The following is a 15,479-nucleotide window of genomic DNA, read 5'->3' on the forward strand; positions in this document are numbered from 1 at the left end:
GTATTCGTGCCCCACAGCATTACAAGAGTCCGGTCCTCCCGCCGGCAGTCACCTCAGCCTTCGGCGAACTGAAAAAGCCGAATCGCGACTATCAATCTTGCTATGACACCAGCCGAACTTCTCAATGCGCTCACCCCACTTGCCGCTCGCATAGCCTCGTTTATTTCTACGGGCGCGCAATACGAGGTCTCTGCCCAGTCGGACATGGCCCTTCAAATCCTGGCCCACTTCAATGTCATGGGTCGGGAACTGCCCTACCCTGGCTCACGAAAGACCTGTGATCTTGTCTATGGACATGAAGGAGAACAGTACTGGGTAGAGCTCAAAGTCGAAAGCGCCCACCACGCAGGTACGTATGCAGGCAAGCCGAGTATGGATGCCGCGATCATGAGTGACATCACCAAACTACGGACGCTAGCCCCCGCAGGTTCAAATCGCTGGATGATTGTTGTTGCTTACAGTGTGGAAGGACGCGCAAGACTCGATTGGCTGAACATGACCTATGGGCTGACTTGCATGTGGAGAGGTGATCACATATCCATCGCAATCTTCAATGCCATGGGTGACGACACCACTTGGATTCCATAGAGTCAACGCCGATGTCAGCTAGCACCCTTTTCGTTGTCTGAACGTGGGGTTTGCACTCTCGACTGGTGCATCGCCGCAAATCCTAAGATGTCGCTGGCAGGACAGCTGAAGGCGGGCCGGTCCGCGCGCAAGATTTCGCAATCTCCGTTTGGCAAAACTGCGAACGTTGTCTCGTCAATCGTCAAAACAATATCGTGAGGAGAGTCCATGAGCGTCCCTTACTTTTACGTCTACAAAGACGTGGCATCGCAATGGCGATGGAGATTTGTTGCATCCAATAGCAAAACCATCGCGGACAGCGGCGAAGGCTACGTAAATCTTCAAGACTGCGAGCACGGAATCGCGCTCCTGAAAAAGGAATGCCCGGGCGCAGTCACGATCGGGGACGACAACTACAAGAGAAATCGGCCCTAGAAATTCACCCTTCAGTGAAAAGAAAACCGGCCCGGCTTTCGCTAGGTGGGTCTTTTTTTGGACGGCACTTGAAGAGCCGCTGTCCGACCAGGCTGAGCCATACCGCGAAAATGCGGCCGCAGTATTGCGACCATGAAGAAAAATGGCAGCCGATCACTACAAGGGCCTTATGCCACTCGACTACCTGCGCAGAATCGAAAACGCTGACTTCCCTCTGCGCGTCGAAGACCAGAACGAGATCAATTGCGTTGCGGTGCTCGAGGCTGCCGGGCTGATAGAAGCCACGATCACGTCGCCCCCTAAGTCCCCGCAGACCTATGAGCAGAGGGAGTTCGCCATCGTGAAGCGAATAACGCCATTGGGCCGAGCTGAGCTCTTGCGAAAACGCTGAAGAACCAGAGCCCGAAACAGAAAACCCGCCGGGCTTTCGCAGGGCGGGTCATCAACCTGAAGAGAAAGCTCCGCCATCAAGGGTTGAGCTGCTCTTATTGTTCCCGGCTCACCCGGGATTTGTACAGGCCACGCCATTTTAAAGCGGAAACGGCAGCCGTGTAAATTGTTTTTACTTTGCAGCCTTGGCTGCAGCGATCTTCAGATCCAGATAGCCCGCAATCTGCTTCATCGCCTCAGGCCCTGCCATCGCCTGGTGCTTCTCCATGTGAGCCACGAGCCAGTCAGCGATCTCAGCTTGCTCCTTGAAGACCTTGCTCAGCGATGTACGTCCGGTGCCCTTGCAGGGCTTGCACTTCACGCCCAGTGTGGTGCTGCCCGGAATGACCGTCGCACCGTGACCGCCGCAGTTGTCGCAGGTCGGATTGCGGTGCCAGGCGACGCAGCCCTGCGCCAAGTCATAGGCCTGCACGCGGTTGAGCTTCACATTCATCGCCCTAGCCTGCCGCCATGCGTCGTCGGCCAGGATCTCGACCAGCTCACGCGCCGCGGTGCTGTCACCCAGGAACAGCCGCTGCAGCGCCACGGCCAAGGGGAACTCACGGGCAGCGAGCCCCATCGCTCCCAGCACATCCGAGTCCGAGCGGGTCGTGCGCTCATTGATCTCCAAGTTCGTCGAACGAACTGCGCTGGCGTAGCGCTCGATCACGTTCATGCACGGCCTTTCAAGCTATCGCCGATCCGTGCCGCCAGGTTGCGCCTGCTGCTGTCAATCGACGGTCGTCCTGTCGCGTCCTCCATGCGGCGCAGCAACTCCTTCATCTCGGTGTCGGTGAGCTGGCCTCGTTTTTTGAGCAGTCCGGCGAAACCTGCGATCACCTCGGCTGTGGCCGCTCGATGCGCGTTCATCGTGTCGGCGAAGAAATCTGAAGCTTTGAGGTACTGCTCGAACTCACGCATGCTCATGGGGCATCTCCTGGTCTTGGATTGAGAACTCCACGAAGCGCAGCGGGTAGCGCCTCGGGCTGGTGCGGTATTGCTGGGTTGGCTTGTCGAACCACAGGCGCAGCGTGTAGTCCTGTACTCCGTCCTCGCGCTGCTTCTTGAGGATCAACTTGGCGTCGATGCCTTCCTGTTCCTCTTTCCACTTAGCCAGCGCTTCGGGGTCGTTTGGGTTGGCGGGTGCTTCATCCTTCTGGGCGCGCCAGATCGAGAACACGTTGTCAGCACCGTTGACGATGCCCCCTGCCCCGGCGACTTCCATCTTTCCGGGCGCCTCGGTTTCGTCGCGCAGCTTGCGCGGATGCGCCACCAGATGGACGTGGACGTTGTGCGTCTTCTTGAACGACACGAGTTTCTGCACGGCCTCGTTCTGCTTGGTGATCGCGCCGGGACCGTCCTGGGGAACGTCGATCATCATCAGGCTGTCGATGACGAAGTGGCGCACGCCATACCGGCGCGCGGCATAGGCGAACACTTCGAGCAAGCGATCCAGCTTCGCCACGCCCACCAGGTCGAAGAGCCACAAGCGCTCGCGGAACCAGGCGCCGATGGCGCGGATGTATTCCCGGCTCGGGCGATCCAACCCGCTAGCCTGCTTGTGCAGGCGCTTCAGGTGGCGGGCTGCGCCCATCTCGCCAGAGAAGATCACCACGCGCTCGCCCTGCAACATCAGCCCGAGCAGGATCTGATCGAGCATCAAGCTCTTGCCATGCCCGTTGATGCCGGTCCAGCAGGTGTACTCGGCCAGCCGGAAGCGGAACCAGTCGAGCTCCTTGTCGATGTACAGCGCCGGATCCAGCGGGGTTCCTGGCGGCGGATAGAACAGCGCCTCCACCGCCGCGGTGTAGTCGTTGGCGTTGCGCAGTTCGTCGGGGTCGAGGGGCCGCGCATCTTCCATCGCCTGCTGAAAATCGACGGCCTCCGCGCCGTCCTGCAGCCACTGGTTCGCATCTTTCGCGCCCAGTCGCACACGGCGGCAGCGCTCCACGCCAAGGCGGTTGATGACCTCGGCCGCGCCCTTGTCGCCGGCCTCGTCGTTGTCGAAGCAGATCAGGATGTCGTCGAAGCGCTCGAGTTTTTCCCAGTCGTGTTCGATCCACTGGTGATTGCCGGCCCCCTGGTTCACCGACAGCGCCGGCACGCGCATCTGGTGCAACGTCATGGCGTCAATCTCGCCCTCGGTGATCGTGACCGTGCGCGCCTTCGGGTCGATCAGGTGCCAGCCGAAGAGGCACGGCGCCGCGTCCTTTTCCTGCCGCATGTCCCTCTTTTCATCGGGATTGCGGTACTTGATGTTGATGAGTTCGCCGTACTCATCGATGAACGGGAAGACGGCGTAGGTCTTGCCGTGTTGCACCTGCTCGGCGACCTTGAACGCGCGGATCGTTTCCTCGGTCAGCCCGCGTCCGATCAGCCACTCGGCGGCACGAGCTTTCGCTGCTGGTGCGCGCGGGCTCTCGGGCCGACGGAAGGTCCGCTCAGGCGGACGCGGGAAGTCGTCGCGGATGCCGAAGTGGCGCTTGATGTCCTTCATCGCCTCGGCCATCGACTGGTTGCGGCACGCCATCCACAGGTCGATCAGGTCGCCCGCTTGGCCGCTTGCGAAGTCGGACCACACGCCTGCCTTGTGCCCGCGGATGCACACCGAAAGGCTGTCGCCAGGCTCGCCATTGGTGTTGCCGGCCTTCCACTCGCCCCCCTTCGCCCTGCCCTGCGGCAGCAGCAATCGCGCGATCTCGGCGGCTTGGCTGGCCAGCATCTGCTTCACCTCGGCGGCGTTCAAGCGGTCGCCTCCTGCGGCACGCGCTTGCCGTCCCGGAACTCGCGGTAGTTGCCGAGGTGGCAGCGTTCGTTTTGCGCTTCCGCGATGTGCGTGAACCCCGCGACTTCCCACCACACACGGCCATCCGAATCGACCGGTGCAGGCTTTTCGCCCGGAATTTCATCCTCCCATCGGGCTTGGTTGAGCCAGGTCGCGGCGTGGGGGATGTACCGCCCCTTCTCCCGCCTGTCGAGGTGCGGCTTCTGTGCTGCCAAAGCACCTAGGATCGTGGCCTGCAGTGCTTCGTCCGGCGCCAGCTTGATCCAGGCCTTCAACGCGGCCTCCCTACCGATCTTGCGGGGATAAGCTGCGTAAAACCCCGCGAATCCCGGCAGGCTTTCGATGCCTGCAGTCGAGGACTTGCGCAGCCGCCTCCCCCCTTGGGGGGTAAGGGGGGTATTTCCGGAATCAGGAATCAGGGATCGGGAATCAGGAATCAGCCCGATTGCCACGGTGTCGCCGCCACCTGTGCATGGTGCGGGCACCGTGCTTGCACCATGCAAACCTTGTGCATTGACGGTTTCGGCATCGTCGTCGCACGGTCCAGGAACGCTACTTGCCTTCTCGTCCTTGTGCGGGTTCTGGTGCTTCTCGAAATTCACCACCTGCAGGTATCGCGCATCGCCGTGCTGATAGCGTGCCACCACGCCGATCTTCGCGAGTTGATCCAAGAGCGCATCGCAGTCCATGTTGTCTGCGGGGAATAGCTCCATCTTGATCTGCTTCGGCCGGTCTTCAAGGCGCCCTTTGCGATCGGCGATCGTCCACAGCCCGATGAACAGCAAACGGGCCTCGTAGGGAAGCTCAACCAAGTCCGCGTTGCGGAAGAAACCTGGTTTGATATTGCGTGCGCGGGCCATTTACTGTGATCTCCAAGCTCTGCCCTCATGGGCCATGCACCACAGCGCGCTCGACCAGGAGCGATGGATGCGCAGGTAGTAGAGAAAGTGCGCGACGTAGATCACGCGATTGATCGGCGCGCGCATCAGTCCCACTCCAAAGTGCGAACGGTCTGCACGGCGCTCAGATGCTGCTTGGCCATCAGCAGCAGCGCATCGACGTAGTCGGGTGGGAAGCACCGCATGTCCTGGCCGACTACGCGCAGGCCGGCATGTGCCATCACCAGAGCCAGCTTGTCCAGGTGATCGCTGAGCAGCCTCGAGACAGTGGATTCGCTCACGCCCATCGCCGCGGCAATAGCGGTCTGGGAGGCGTCGCGCTGGGTCGCCTTGAGGATGCTCGACACGATCTTGCGGGCACGATCTTCGGGAGGCTCGACGGTCACGTTCCAGCTCCCTGCAGCGACATGCACCAGGTTCCAGCACCGTGCATCCGGTTGCGGCCGGTGCAAGAACCTGCAGCCCGTCTTGCTGGCGCTTCCAGGTGCGTGTACCGAGACTGCCTACCCATGAACACACCCCAAGCCATGTCAGCCGCCACCAACGACCCGGACTTCATCCACAACAGCACGCGGACAACGCTGAGCACCAACGCGGATCCCACGGGCCGAGCACCGGCGCGCGTGATGCTGCGCACCAGCAGACTGGTCATACGGTGGCTAGACGGAGATGTCGAGGTGCGATTTGCAGCGCAGCAGGTCGATTTGACCCGTTCGTCCAGCCCGCGAAGGGTGAAGTGATGAGCGCCCACGTTATTCCTCTGCGAGGCTTGCAGCCAGCGCAGCCTCGGCCGCTGCCACCGATGCAGCGATCTGGCGCTTCCGGCGGGCATACGCGCCCTCGACACGATCGGAGATGCGACGGGGCAGCTCTTCAGGCCACTTGTGGACCGCTGCGTATGACACCCCGAGGGTCTTCGCCGCTGCAGACACAGTGCCGCCCAAGAGTTCGATGGCGAGTTGCTTCTTCATGGCCGTCATTTAACCATGAGTCATTTTTGCTTTCAACAATTATTTCCACAACTGTCCGGCGCTCGGGCACAATATCAACCATGGTTAATACCCCCACCTACAGCGACCGCCTCCGTCTGGCTCTATCCGAGCGAAAGATGTCACCTAGCGCTCTTGCGGCAGCACTTGGAATCTCCGCAGCAGCGATCAGCAAGGTGATGCTGGGCACCAGCAAGACGCTGAGCGTCGAGAACCACGTCAAGGCCGCCCGCGTCCTGGGCATCAGCTCCGAATGGCTCGCGGAGGGAGACGGGGAAATGGCGGTCAGCACGTCATCGGTTCCAGCCCAGGCGGTGACCGGTCCAGAAGAGGCTGAACTCGTGCAGATCTACCGCTCGCTAGGCCCGGAGCACCAACTGGCGATGCTGGCCATGGCTCGCGGGCTCAAGAGCGCGATCCAGAAGCGGTAGCAACTCCCCATGACCATCGGCAGTCGCATCAAAGAATCCAGGTGCGCGATTGGTTGGAGTCAGGTCCAACTGGCGGACGAAGCCGGCGTCACCCAGAGCGCCATCGGGAACATCGAGTCCGGGCTGAGGCAGCGCCCGCGGGAGCTCGTGTCCATCGCAAAAGCGCTACGTGTCTCGCCTGAGTGGCTGGAGACGGGCAAGGGCCCCAGGACCGAACGCGCCTCGCTCAAGCTCGTAGGTGCCGATGCCGAGCCGTCAGTACGGGCGCTGGTGGAGTACTTGGCCGAGATCGCCGCTCAGCAGCGGCCGACTCTTCGAAAGAATTTGGCGAACCTGCTGGTCGATCTGATCGAGCACCCGAAAGACACGGCGCTCATCGAGCAGACCATCGCGGACATCGAGCGGTTTTTCCCTGTGCCCACGAAGTAGTGGAGCACCTCAAGCCCAGCGGCGCGAAGCGTGCTTTAGAGGGCGTAGGGGCACGCCGAGCGTGCGCTGGACAGTCACCTCGCTTAAGGGCCACGACATTGGCTACTGCAGCAGCAGACTGGCACAGCAAGCAAGTTGCTGAGATCAAAGACAGTGATGCTGGTTTACGACTAGAAAGCTCTTGTAACCGCTTGCCTATGATTGCGCAATGGAGGCACGCAGGCGCAGATGGACAAACGTAAGAGGAAGCATGCCAAAGATAGCAAGGAGAAATCTATCCACCCGACTCCGGAGCGGTGGACTTCTTCGAGTCAATGGAATTTTCACGAGCGACTCGACCGAGGGAAGGGCGTGATCTCGGAATGGATCGATTCGTCTCATTGGTCTGTCAAGACAAGGGCAAATTTGGACCGCGCATTGGACCAGGTGCGCTTCCTTCCCAAGCAGAAATGGTCGAAGCCCAGCCCAGCAAGCAAGATTGGCGATCACACATATGTGATACGATTCAAGGAAGTTTCCTCAACACAATTGAGGATTTTTGGGCATTTTTTCGACGGCCACCAATCGTTTGCAATGACCCTGGAAGGCTTTGAGAAAGACGATGTCTACTACCCCGAAGACTACGAAAACTTGGCGCAGAATCACAGAACCCACTGCGACAAGGACTTCGAAGGCACTACCATTCCATTCGAAGATTTTTGCAACATCTGTGGGGCAAACTGCAATCGCAGTTGAGGTCAAACAGTACCAAAAGTCCCCAGTCCAGAACGCCCTCGTGAGGCGGCCAAAATGGCGCGACCGAGAATATCGAGAAGCCTATATGGAGGCTGCGATTGAGCAGGGTGTTGCATGGCAGATCAAGCTAAACCGAGAGCTTCGAGGCCTTACGCAACGCGAGTTCGCTGACATGCTATGCACCCATCAATCTGCGGTGTCTCGACTGGAAGACCCTAGCTACGGATCCCACAGTCTTGAAACCTTGGTCAACGTAGCCAAGGCACTAGATTGCGCGCTCTCAGTGAAGTTCATTTCATATTCTCAACTCGCGTACGAAAGCGAGCGGCTCGGCGAAGCCGAGCAGTGCGCGGCCCCCTACTCCTTAGAACTGGAAGACCTCAATGAGCAACAAGAAGTCGCAGTCGTCCACACCGTTACCCAAGAGCGAGCCGCCGATCATTTACGCGGACCAGCCAGCGGAAGTTCAGGTAGGCCCATACGTAAGCAAGTTCACCTTGGGCGTCAGTGATGACGATGAATCGGACTTTCCACGTCATGTAGTCACTATCGCGATGCCGACAGTCAATTTGATCAGGATGGTAGAAGACTTACAGGAGCTTTTCGCGGACCCAGGGTTCAAGAAGAGGAGTAAGGATCTGCTTGATCGCGACGCGAAAATGTACTTCGGCGCCACCAAGCTCGCCTTGCCCGATCCTCATCGGCCTGCAGCCAAAAGAGTCGCCAAAGCAATAGCCGGAAAATAGATGTGAGTCGATCAAGAAAGCCGCCCTCGAGGCGGCTTTCTTTATGGGCGCTACCGCCCCGATAATCGCCGCGATGCCATCAAAGCAAACCCCGAAGTCCTGCTCTTGCAAAGTCTGCCGGATGCTTCGTGGCGCTCCGGACACTCAGATCCAGATGAAGCTTGAGGAGCGCGCCTTCCGTCACGAGCAAAACCGTCGCGCGAAGCGAGGCGAGGAGGATGTCTTGCCTGCCGGAGTTCGCACCTTCCAAGGTTAGCCCCTCGCCCTATAGCCGCTTACTGCTGTCGACGGTCGCTGGCATCGCTTTGAACGAAGTCAGGGCCTCGATCTTCAGTTCGAGCCGTTTGATCGTCTCTTCGAGCGCAACTCGCTTGGCGTTTCGAACTTCAAGAGCCTTCTCCAGTTCCGACATGAAGATGATGAAGACTGCCGAGCACAGGTTAAACGCGTGTACCACGAGCATAAGGATCTCGCCCCTTCCGGGTGCTGCCTTGAGCCACCAGAACTGAGTGATACCAAGGACAGAGTTCACGATCATCACGACGATGAACGCCCTTCCCGTCCAGCGCTTCCAAAAGCCAAACAACCAGGCACGCTTTGCTTCATCCAGTGCTGCGATCGAGATAGATATGCCAACGATGGCGAGGACTGAACTGATGACGAGAGTCGAGACAGAGAGATCCATGGTGGCGCCTGAAAAGTGATTCGACGTCACTATATCGGCAGCTCTCTCAGCCGCTATCGCTACCTACCACCGCCCATCCAGCACGATCTTCGATACCTGCACCCGCTGCAGCTCCGAGCTGATCCCCAACGCAAGCGCAACGTAGTCAGCACACTTGGCCAGCAGCGCCTCGCCGCTCGTGCTGTAGAGGTCGGCGCAGACCGTGATCTTGAGCGGAGCGACGAAGCCGGCGGGCCAGTGAGTCGTGGCCTCCACCTGATCAACGTGTCGCTTGGTGGCGCAAGCGATGGCGGTCGCTGCTAACTCACCCCAGCCGCGCCGCCGGAACGCAGGAGCCATCCAGGCCTGGTCAAGCTCAACCTCCAACTCGACCTCGTCATCCATGCCATCGAAGGCATCGGCGATCCACTTCAGGCCGAACGAGACGAAGCCAACAGCGCCACCGCCGCCGCGATCAGTCACGACCGCCAGCAGATCGGTGGCCACGTATGCACGCACCGCAGACCTCGCAGCGAGGACTTCACCGCCATGTTCTGCATACAGATCGAGGCTGGTTCCAAGCCCACGGAGTTTCGTTTCCCGCAATGGCGCACCGCTGAGCCGGCTGAGCCCCTCCTCCGTCCTGTAGGTCTCGTCGGCTCCGTGCAGCTTGCGTAGCTGCTGCGCCCAGGCTCGCATCCGAGCGCACTGCCGAGTGACGATGTAGACCACGCCCCTCACGTTCTCGTAGAACTCCTCATCGTCCCAGGCGACAGGCGTCACAGCATCCGGGTAGACAGGATCGATCGGCTTGGTCAGCCGGAGGAACAGAGGGTGGCGACGGCCGCGAGGTTCAGGCATGCGCTTTTCTAGCGCGGATCCTCGGAAAGCTTGAACACGGGCTTTTCGGTCGTGATTCCCCCAGGAGTTTACCACGTTCAGAACCAACCTGGCAGCGGCGAATTAGCCTAATGACTAGGCGGTCATAAATATTAGCACTCTCAGCAAGGGAGTGCTAAACCGCTGTATAGAACTTCAGTATAAGATGAGCGGGCAAAAAAATACCGACCCCAAGGTCGGCAATTTTTGCTTCGTGTGAAACCCCGTCCGCCAAGACTAAGTGGGATTCACGTTTTATTTAGCGCGATCTGGAGTATACGAAACTATTGACGACACCGTCAACAGCCAAAGTAATACCGAAGGCGCGAAGTTGTCGAAGGTTTACCCTATGACTTTGCAGAAGAAACCAGCCGGTCGAGCACCAGCAAAAACCGTTTCAAATCAACTAGTTAGCTCGATTTACCTCCCTTCTGAGCACCAGCCTCAGTTGGCTCTGTTTCCCATCGCCGAAGTCGAACGCGACGGTGTTGTTATGGGCGTCCTCAGCGACGGTACGCCATACCTGCATCTCCGTGGACTCGCGCGATTTTGTGGCGTGGACCACTCAGTACTTCAGCGACTAATTTCAAACTGGTCGGAGGAAAAAACCAAACCGCGAGGCGTGCGTGTTCAAGAGTTGCTCAACGCGCAGGGCTACAAGTCCGATGCCTTGTTCCTTCGAACCAATGGGGTCTATGGGGAGACATTGGCAATTACGGATGCCGTGTGCATGGCTGTGCTCGAGTATTACGCGTTTGACGCGAAGCAGGCAGCCTCGGAAGTAGCACTCAAGAATTTCCGCCTGCTCGCACGGTCGTCGTTCCGGACATTCATTTACCAAGGCTGCGGATACGACCCAGACAAGCACATCCCGGAATCCTGGCGCACCTTCGCCGAGCGGGTGATGATGAACGACCAGGTGCCGCTCGGCTACTTTTCCATTTTCCGCGAGATGGCAGACCTAGTAGTGCATCTGATTCGCGGCGGCTGCCCAATCGACAACCACACGGTGCCAGACATCAGCGTCGGGCTGGCTTGGTCCAAGCACTGGAACGAAGCTGGCCTCGAATCAATTCATGGCCCACGCATGAAGCATCCGCACAGCTATCCGTCATGGTTCCCGCAAGCCGCAGCCAACCCTGTCGCGGCATGGATTTATCCTGTGCAGGCGATGGGTGACTTCAAGATGTGGATGTACCAAGAGTACGCACAGGAGTCGTTACCGAAGTACATCAAGAGCAAGGTCAACCAAGGCGTGTTCCTGCCGAATAGCGGCCAGTCGATCTTGGCAGCGGTGCAAAAACCCGCGCTCGCGGCGCCATAACGTCACCCCACTTTGTCGAAGCCGCCCTAGAGGCGGCTTTTTCATTCCCGGACCGGAATCAAGCCGGCACATCTTCTCGACGTAGGGCTACGCTCTACAGCCTGCAGCATCAACACATCGCTACCACATGTACCTCGCCGAACTTCGACATCAAGGCTTCCATCAGGCTGATGACCAGCCCGACTCCGAGGGCCGCGTGGAGTTCAACTCCGATCTCTTCCGTGGAACGGCCAACGAGGTGACGGTTCAGGTGTATGCCGTCGATCAAGCAGAGCTTGAACGCGAGGTCATGCCAACGCTGGAGGCCGTACTCCCGCATATCGACGAGATGGTCGATGCACTCGGGGAGATCAACGCCGATCTGGCGCAGATCATCCTGTATCGCGGACGGCTTGGCCTGCACTTTTGGTCTCGTGGCGTCAACAACGAATTCACGGCCGTCTATGCGCGCAGCAATGATGGTTGGGTCTTCCAGGGATTTGGCGAGATCTTCGCTGAGGACTAGCCGAAGAAGGCGCACTCACCCACGAGTGCGATCTTCGCTGATCATCAAACCGCAAGCCAACAGAGCCCGCACTGAGCGGGCCCTGTTTCGGCTACTGCATTCGAGCCGACGAGGACTGCTCGGCCGATGATTTCGAGGAATCCCGGTGCCTGGTGATGAACCGCGGCATCCGCTTGCGCCATAGCGGTGCTCGGGCTTCCGGATAGTTGAACTCCGCGAGCACTTCTCGCCCCTTCTGGGTAACCGAGAGTACCTGTGCGGCTGAGCTGCCCCCTGACAGGATGAGCGGTTCAGATGGCGCTGGGACCAGCGCGACCACCAGTCCTGCAGCCCGAAGGATTCGGACCTGGTCGATGTCTTCAGTCCGATAGAACGAGATGGGCAAGCGAGAAGTCGCTATCTGCCGCAACAAGTTCATGGTCATTTCAAGCCTCCTTTTCGGTTGACCAAAACCTCAACGACGCTTAATTTAGACGCCGTCCACAAAGTTTTCAAGAGGCCAAGGTAACGAGCCGATCGCCACCTACTTGCCACAAAAAAAGAGCCCGGCGCTTGGCCGGGCTGAGAGTTACAGCAAAGCGCCACGGTTGAGCGCCGTGGCGTCAGGAATGTAGGACTACCTAGGCCTCGGCCATGTCAGACAAATTTGATTCTTGGCAACCAGCCCGGGGCCGGCATCGAACCGGCATGCTTGACAGCACCGTCTGCACTGCTGTCGCAATCGCCGTCTGAACTAGCCGTCGCGAAGATAGTACAGATGGTAGCTGTGCTGCCCGAGATTCAGGAGGGCTGCAGCTGCTGGGCGATCAAATTCGCCAACCACGCACGCCACCGCCTCCGCCGCCTCCTCCGAATGCGGATACAAGGACTGAAGCAACTCCGGCAGGACAGACCCAGTTGGACTCGCCCTGGAGTACGAAGCAATCGATATCTACGAGTTGGTCGTTCGCGTCGTACATCATGATCATCAATGCACCATCAGCCCCTGCCCCACCGGAGCTTCCTCGCGGACCGCTTCCGCCGCCGCCGCCACCGCCAGCAGGCCAACCACCCGTGCCGCCTACGCCGCCAGACTCGTCGAGAGATGTTTTGACGACCTCATCAAGGCTGACGAGATCTACAACCACCGGCTCCACCATCTGAGAGAGTTGCAGCGCCATCCACTTCGAATGCGAAGAAGGGCTGCTCTGCAAAGCGAACTCAATGGTGCGCAGTACGCAGCCCATTGCGATTGCTGTGTCCTGCGGTCTTTCCGACAAATGCTGCGGCAACAGCAGTCCAAGAAGGGCCAGTGTTCGGCCAAAGACTATGTCTATAGAACAGGATATCTCTCGCGACCCGTCAACGGAGACGGTGAGCGAATAGCTCATGCGCTTTCGGGGCGGTCACCGAAGTTGCTCGCGCGCCCACCGGCACCTCCGTCACCACCTGGGGCACCACCACCACCGCCGCCTCCGCCAAATAAGCCGCCTGCGCCCCCCGCCCCGCCAGAGTTTTGGACATTGAGCACTAGAGAAATGCTCGCAGGCTTTGGCGAGGAAACATACTCGCCGCTAGTCCAGCGGCGCTCCAGTTCAGCTATCAACTGTTCACGGTAAGTCACCAGCTCAGTGTGTGTGAAATTCTTCGACTGACGAGTTGTGGAGTCGTAGATATCGTGGTGGTCAAAGCAAAGAAAAATAAGATTCTCTGGCTTGTTGTTGCTTGGCTCCTGGTCAAGATGCGCTATCTGTCCGCGCTTCTCCTCCAAGTCGCCCTTCATCGCATAGCAAACCGCGCACCTACGTCTGCTTTCGGCCAGCAGCTTGGCTTGTACTTCTGCAGGCACGGCCTTGCGATTCATTACGTTATCCAGTCAATGTTCAGTGCTTCAATTTGGCAGCGTCACACTCGAAATGAATGGGCTAAGAGCTGCAGCGGGGCTTGAACGATGGTCGTTCAGTAATTCGCCTCGTAGCGTACATTCATGTTGACCCGAGTTCGATATGGCTTTCCGCGCTGGCCGAGGTGCTCGGCCATAGGTTCCTAAATCGTTGGCCTTGATTAGTATCGCCAAGCTGCCGCGCCTGCAGCGCTAGGATAAACGAGCACCATCAACCCCCTCCCTTCGTGTTGATGGCAATATCACGGGTGTGATCAAGAACCGTCATCCGTAGCCCCAATCCGCGCCATGCACTTCGACCTGAAGGAAGCGCGTCGGCTGCTGTACGACTACCGCACTCTGAACGGCATCAAGGTCGACGACGACTCGATTGCGTCGTACTTCGAGATGTACCGTGACACGTTCTTTGATTGCCTGGACCGCCTCGGATTTGGTTCGGACGAGCCGCTCGCCAAGCTCCTCGAGGTTGTTATTCAATACAACTACGTGGGCGACTTTTTGGATGAGCCCTCGGAATGCCTTCCCGAGCTCTCAGCCTATGGGCTTGTGCTCTTGGGCCGCATGGCCGAACTCGACTGGGGAAGAGCCGGCGCTGTGGAGTGCTTTGTTCTGCATGAGCAACTGTTCGAGTGCTTTGAGTACGTGCGCGATGCTGAAAAGCGGCGCGCATCCGCAAGGAAATCGGCCAATCGTCGGCACATCAAAACCAAGGATGCAAAGGAGTTCGTGATCGCGGAATGGCATGCGCACCGACCGGCCTATGACCACAACAAATCTGCGTTCGCCCGTGACTACGTTCGCCGCCTCAAGAACGAATTTGGAGTTGCGGTCACCGAGAAGCAACTGCGCGAGGTATGGCTGAAAGATACCCCGCTTACTAGCAAACCGGACGGTCAGCCAGCAAGCAGGGAGTGACTTGCGCCACCTTGCACGGCACAGTCGCCCCATACCGCAGCACGTCGGATGCACCGCGGACAAACTTCCGCGAGGCGATCACAGTGACGGTCTACGGCGTTTCTCACTGCGTAAGCACGGCTACCAGATCGGTATCGACAAGTCCACCACCGAAATCCGCGTCGAAGAGATGCAGATGCTTCGCAGCCGGTGGGCAATCGGTGGCAGAAGCTTTCAGCTGCGGCCAAGCTTCTATTCGACGACATGGACGACGACGTTCCGTTTCACAAGCCCAACGGACGCGCCGCCACTGCAGAGCGGAGGGTGCAATTCGATCCATTTCGTAGTTATTCACGGCCTCGTCGCCACGCCCGACTCCGGCACAGGAGTAGCATTTGCGATACCTACTTGGACCAACTCAACTGTTTTTACCTACACCGATTGTCCAAAAGGCAAGGGCCGCAAGCGATCAACGCAAGCGGCCCTCTTGAGCACCCGAACCCGAAAGAACTGGCACCCGTCTGGGGAGACGAGGAAAAGTTTAACCGGGTCCGGGGAATGTTTGGCCGCTTACTTGAAAGCACCTATGACCCGCGAACCTGATTCCGCACCGCCAGCCGACAGGCTGCTGCGCCTCCCTGAAGTCCTCACCAAAGTACCGGTTGGCCGGGCTTCCTGGTGGAAGGGCATCAAGGACGGCCGCTACCCCGCCGCCATCAAGCTCGGCCCGCGCACAAGTGCCTGGCGCGCATCCGACATCGACAAGTTGATCGCTTCCCTCTAAGCGGGGAACCAATCATGAACACGATCATGACGGGACACCGTCGGCGGAGCGCTGGGCGTCGTCCCGAAGATGTGGCTGGGCATGCCACATCTCGCGAGGAAT

Annotated in this window: 23 protein-coding genes and 1 pseudogene; 13 read left to right on the plus strand and 11 right to left on the minus strand. The window is 58.9% G+C overall.

Annotated elements, in window-relative coordinates; translation table 11 throughout:
* The first annotated feature begins 102 nt into the window (after window positions 1-102).
* The 3 genes from ACZYSP_RS08715 (at window position 103) to ACZYSP_RS08725 (ending at window position 1,393) form a co-directional block, all read left to right on the plus strand.
* Complete coding sequence (locus tag ACZYSP_RS08715) at window positions 103-588, plus strand: hypothetical protein (RefSeq protein WP_489013788.1); 486 nt, start codon at window positions 103-105, stop codon at window positions 586-588.
* Between the two features lie 207 nt (window positions 589-795).
* Complete coding sequence (locus tag ACZYSP_RS08720; protein WP_489013790.1) at window positions 796-1,002, plus strand: YegP family protein; 207 nt, start codon at window positions 796-798, stop codon at window positions 1,000-1,002.
* 142 nt (window positions 1,003-1,144) lie between these two features.
* Entirely contained in the window at window positions 1,145-1,393 is a 249-nt protein-coding gene (locus ACZYSP_RS08725) for a hypothetical protein (protein ID WP_489013792.1), read from the plus strand.
* Window positions 1,394-1,564: 171 nt separating this feature from the next.
* Here ACZYSP_RS08725 and ACZYSP_RS08730 read toward each other — a convergent pair whose 3' ends face one another.
* From ACZYSP_RS08730 to ACZYSP_RS08750, 5 genes are all read right to left on the minus strand, one after another.
* Window positions 1,565-2,107 carry a hypothetical protein gene (locus tag ACZYSP_RS08730; RefSeq protein ID WP_489013794.1) on the minus strand — a complete coding sequence of 181 codons (543 nt, stop codon included), beginning with the start codon at window positions 2,105-2,107 and terminating at the stop codon, window positions 1,565-1,567.
* The gene (locus ACZYSP_RS08735) at window positions 2,104-2,358 is read right to left on the minus strand and encodes a hypothetical protein (RefSeq protein WP_489013796.1); all 255 of its coding nucleotides are present in this window, start codon (window positions 2,356-2,358) and stop codon (window positions 2,104-2,106) included. Before ACZYSP_RS08735 ends, ACZYSP_RS08730 begins: the two co-directional genes overlap by 4 nt.
* Entirely contained in the window at window positions 2,345-4,177 is a 1,833-nt protein-coding gene (locus tag ACZYSP_RS08740; RefSeq protein WP_489013798.1) for a toprim domain-containing protein, read from the minus strand. The genes ACZYSP_RS08735 and ACZYSP_RS08740 overlap by 14 nt, the downstream gene beginning before the upstream one ends.
* Window positions 4,174-5,076: a hypothetical protein gene (locus ACZYSP_RS08745; protein ID WP_489013800.1), complete on the minus strand. Its 903-nt coding sequence runs from the start codon at window positions 5,074-5,076 to the stop codon at window positions 4,174-4,176. Before ACZYSP_RS08745 ends, ACZYSP_RS08740 begins: the two co-directional genes overlap by 4 nt.
* Before the next feature lie 125 nt (window positions 5,077-5,201).
* Window positions 5,202-5,501 carry a helix-turn-helix domain-containing protein gene (locus tag ACZYSP_RS08750; protein ID WP_143062545.1) on the minus strand — a complete coding sequence of 100 codons (300 nt, stop codon included), beginning with the start codon at window positions 5,499-5,501 and terminating at the stop codon, window positions 5,202-5,204.
* A gap of 123 nt (window positions 5,502-5,624) precedes the next feature.
* Between ACZYSP_RS08750 and ACZYSP_RS08755 the strand changes: the two genes are divergently transcribed.
* Window positions 5,625-5,855, plus strand: coding sequence for a hypothetical protein (locus ACZYSP_RS08755; RefSeq protein ID WP_489013803.1), 231 nt, complete (start codon window positions 5,625-5,627; stop codon window positions 5,853-5,855).
* 12 nt (window positions 5,856-5,867) lie between these two features.
* On the opposite strand, the gene ACZYSP_RS08760 is transcribed toward ACZYSP_RS08755, so the two are convergent.
* On the minus strand, window positions 5,868-6,086 hold the full coding sequence (locus ACZYSP_RS08760; protein ID WP_489013805.1) for a Cro/CI family transcriptional regulator: 219 nt from the start codon (window positions 6,084-6,086) through the stop codon (window positions 5,868-5,870).
* Window positions 6,087-6,223: 137 nt separating this feature from the next.
* Here ACZYSP_RS08760 and ACZYSP_RS08765 point away from each other — a divergent pair, with 137 nt between their 5' ends.
* From ACZYSP_RS08765 to ACZYSP_RS08785, 5 genes and pseudogenes are all read left to right on the plus strand, one after another.
* Entirely contained in the window at window positions 6,224-6,535 is a 312-nt protein-coding gene (locus ACZYSP_RS08765) for a helix-turn-helix domain-containing protein (protein ID WP_489013807.1), read from the plus strand.
* Window positions 6,536-6,544: 9 nt separating this feature from the next.
* Window positions 6,545-6,964: a helix-turn-helix domain-containing protein gene (locus ACZYSP_RS08770; RefSeq protein WP_489013809.1), complete on the plus strand. Its 420-nt coding sequence runs from the start codon at window positions 6,545-6,547 to the stop codon at window positions 6,962-6,964.
* A 228-nt stretch (window positions 6,965-7,192) separates the two neighbouring features.
* Window positions 7,193-7,699, plus strand: a complete 507-nt coding sequence (locus tag ACZYSP_RS08775) for a hypothetical protein (RefSeq protein ID WP_489013811.1) — start codon at window positions 7,193-7,195, stop codon at window positions 7,697-7,699.
* 85 nt (window positions 7,700-7,784) lie between these two features.
* Window positions 7,785-7,967 (plus strand): annotated as a pseudogene (locus tag ACZYSP_RS08780) (helix-turn-helix domain-containing protein); the annotation flags it as partial.
* 115 nt (window positions 7,968-8,082) lie between these two features.
* Window positions 8,083-8,445, plus strand: a complete 363-nt coding sequence (locus tag ACZYSP_RS08785; protein ID WP_489014536.1) for a hypothetical protein — start codon at window positions 8,083-8,085, stop codon at window positions 8,443-8,445.
* 265 nt (window positions 8,446-8,710) lie between these two features.
* On the opposite strand, the gene ACZYSP_RS08790 is transcribed toward ACZYSP_RS08785, so the two are convergent.
* Together ACZYSP_RS08790 and ACZYSP_RS08795 are read right to left on the minus strand one after the other, a co-directional pair.
* Window positions 8,711-9,130: a hypothetical protein gene (locus ACZYSP_RS08790; RefSeq protein ID WP_489013813.1), complete on the minus strand. Its 420-nt coding sequence runs from the start codon at window positions 9,128-9,130 to the stop codon at window positions 8,711-8,713.
* Between the two features lie 63 nt (window positions 9,131-9,193).
* Window positions 9,194-9,970 carry a hypothetical protein gene (locus ACZYSP_RS08795; protein WP_489013815.1) on the minus strand — a complete coding sequence of 259 codons (777 nt, stop codon included), beginning with the start codon at window positions 9,968-9,970 and terminating at the stop codon, window positions 9,194-9,196.
* A 367-nt stretch (window positions 9,971-10,337) separates the two neighbouring features.
* Between ACZYSP_RS08795 and ACZYSP_RS08800 the strand changes: the two genes are divergently transcribed.
* Complete coding sequence (locus ACZYSP_RS08800; RefSeq protein WP_489013817.1) at window positions 10,338-11,312, plus strand: BstA C-terminal domain-containing protein; 975 nt, start codon at window positions 10,338-10,340, stop codon at window positions 11,310-11,312.
* Window positions 11,313-11,439: 127 nt separating this feature from the next.
* Complete coding sequence (locus tag ACZYSP_RS08805) at window positions 11,440-11,817, plus strand: hypothetical protein (RefSeq protein WP_489013819.1); 378 nt, start codon at window positions 11,440-11,442, stop codon at window positions 11,815-11,817.
* A gap of 91 nt (window positions 11,818-11,908) precedes the next feature.
* Here ACZYSP_RS08805 and ACZYSP_RS08810 read toward each other — a convergent pair whose 3' ends face one another.
* The 3 genes from ACZYSP_RS08810 to ACZYSP_RS08820 all read right to left on the minus strand — a co-directional run bounded on the left by ACZYSP_RS08810 (window position 11,909) and on the right by ACZYSP_RS08820 (window position 13,660).
* Entirely contained in the window at window positions 11,909-12,241 is a 333-nt protein-coding gene (locus tag ACZYSP_RS08810; RefSeq protein WP_489013821.1) for a hypothetical protein, read from the minus strand.
* Window positions 12,242-12,623: 382 nt separating this feature from the next.
* A complete protein-coding gene (locus ACZYSP_RS08815) occupies window positions 12,624-13,187 on the minus strand; it encodes a hypothetical protein (RefSeq protein WP_489013823.1) in 564 nt (187 codons plus the stop codon).
* Window positions 13,184-13,660 carry a hypothetical protein gene (locus tag ACZYSP_RS08820; protein WP_489013825.1) on the minus strand — a complete coding sequence of 159 codons (477 nt, stop codon included), beginning with the start codon at window positions 13,658-13,660 and terminating at the stop codon, window positions 13,184-13,186. Before ACZYSP_RS08820 ends, ACZYSP_RS08815 begins: the two co-directional genes overlap by 4 nt.
* A 327-nt stretch (window positions 13,661-13,987) precedes the next feature.
* On the opposite strand from ACZYSP_RS08820, the gene ACZYSP_RS08825 reads away from it, so the two are divergent.
* Window positions 13,988-14,614, plus strand: a complete 627-nt coding sequence (locus ACZYSP_RS08825) for a hypothetical protein (RefSeq protein ID WP_489013827.1) — start codon at window positions 13,988-13,990, stop codon at window positions 14,612-14,614.
* Window positions 14,615-15,179: 565 nt separating this feature from the next.
* The gene (locus ACZYSP_RS08830) at window positions 15,180-15,377 is read left to right on the plus strand and encodes a helix-turn-helix transcriptional regulator (protein ID WP_489013829.1); all 198 of its coding nucleotides are present in this window, start codon (window positions 15,180-15,182) and stop codon (window positions 15,375-15,377) included.
* Window positions 15,378-15,479 lie beyond the last annotated feature (102 nt).

It is taken from the genome of Variovorax sp. F042, from assembly GCF_057814215.1.

Coding starts and splice junctions, on each gene's coding strand:
- ACZYSP_RS08715 (WP_489013788.1), top strand. CDS start 103: ATGACACCAGCCGAACTTCTCAATGCGCTCACCCCACTTGCCGCTCGC.
- ACZYSP_RS08720 (WP_489013790.1), top strand. CDS start 796: ATGAGCGTCCCTTACTTTTACGTCTACAAAGACGTGGCATCGCAATGG.
- ACZYSP_RS08725 (WP_489013792.1), top strand. CDS start 1,145: ATGGCAGCCGATCACTACAAGGGCCTTATGCCACTCGACTACCTGCGC.
- ACZYSP_RS08730 (WP_489013794.1), bottom strand. CDS start 2,107: ATGAACGTGATCGAGCGCTACGCCAGCGCAGTTCGTTCGACGAACTTG.
- ACZYSP_RS08735 (WP_489013796.1), bottom strand. CDS start 2,358: ATGAGCATGCGTGAGTTCGAGCAGTACCTCAAAGCTTCAGATTTCTTC.
- ACZYSP_RS08745 (WP_489013800.1), bottom strand. CDS start 5,076: ATGGCCCGCGCACGCAATATCAAACCAGGTTTCTTCCGCAACGCGGAC.
- ACZYSP_RS08755 (WP_489013803.1), top strand. CDS start 5,625: ATGAACACACCCCAAGCCATGTCAGCCGCCACCAACGACCCGGACTTC.
- ACZYSP_RS08760 (WP_489013805.1), bottom strand. CDS start 6,086: ATGAAGAAGCAACTCGCCATCGAACTCTTGGGCGGCACTGTGTCTGCA.
- ACZYSP_RS08765 (WP_489013807.1), top strand. CDS start 6,224: ATGTCACCTAGCGCTCTTGCGGCAGCACTTGGAATCTCCGCAGCAGCG.
- ACZYSP_RS08770 (WP_489013809.1), top strand. CDS start 6,545: ATGACCATCGGCAGTCGCATCAAAGAATCCAGGTGCGCGATTGGTTGG.
- ACZYSP_RS08775 (WP_489013811.1), top strand. CDS start 7,193: ATGGACAAACGTAAGAGGAAGCATGCCAAAGATAGCAAGGAGAAATCT.
- ACZYSP_RS08785 (WP_489014536.1), top strand. CDS start 8,083: ATGAGCAACAAGAAGTCGCAGTCGTCCACACCGTTACCCAAGAGCGAG.
- ACZYSP_RS08790 (WP_489013813.1), bottom strand. CDS start 9,130: ATGGATCTCTCTGTCTCGACTCTCGTCATCAGTTCAGTCCTCGCCATC.
- ACZYSP_RS08795 (WP_489013815.1), bottom strand. CDS start 9,970: ATGCCTGAACCTCGCGGCCGTCGCCACCCTCTGTTCCTCCGGCTGACC.
- ACZYSP_RS08800 (WP_489013817.1), top strand. CDS start 10,338: ATGACTTTGCAGAAGAAACCAGCCGGTCGAGCACCAGCAAAAACCGTT.
- ACZYSP_RS08805 (WP_489013819.1), top strand. CDS start 11,440: ATGTACCTCGCCGAACTTCGACATCAAGGCTTCCATCAGGCTGATGAC.
- ACZYSP_RS08810 (WP_489013821.1), bottom strand. CDS start 12,241: ATGACCATGAACTTGTTGCGGCAGATAGCGACTTCTCGCTTGCCCATC.
- ACZYSP_RS08815 (WP_489013823.1), bottom strand. CDS start 13,187: ATGAGCTATTCGCTCACCGTCTCCGTTGACGGGTCGCGAGAGATATCC.
- ACZYSP_RS08820 (WP_489013825.1), bottom strand. CDS start 13,660: ATGAATCGCAAGGCCGTGCCTGCAGAAGTACAAGCCAAGCTGCTGGCC.
- ACZYSP_RS08825 (WP_489013827.1), top strand. CDS start 13,988: ATGCACTTCGACCTGAAGGAAGCGCGTCGGCTGCTGTACGACTACCGC.
- ACZYSP_RS08830 (WP_489013829.1), top strand. CDS start 15,180: ATGACCCGCGAACCTGATTCCGCACCGCCAGCCGACAGGCTGCTGCGC.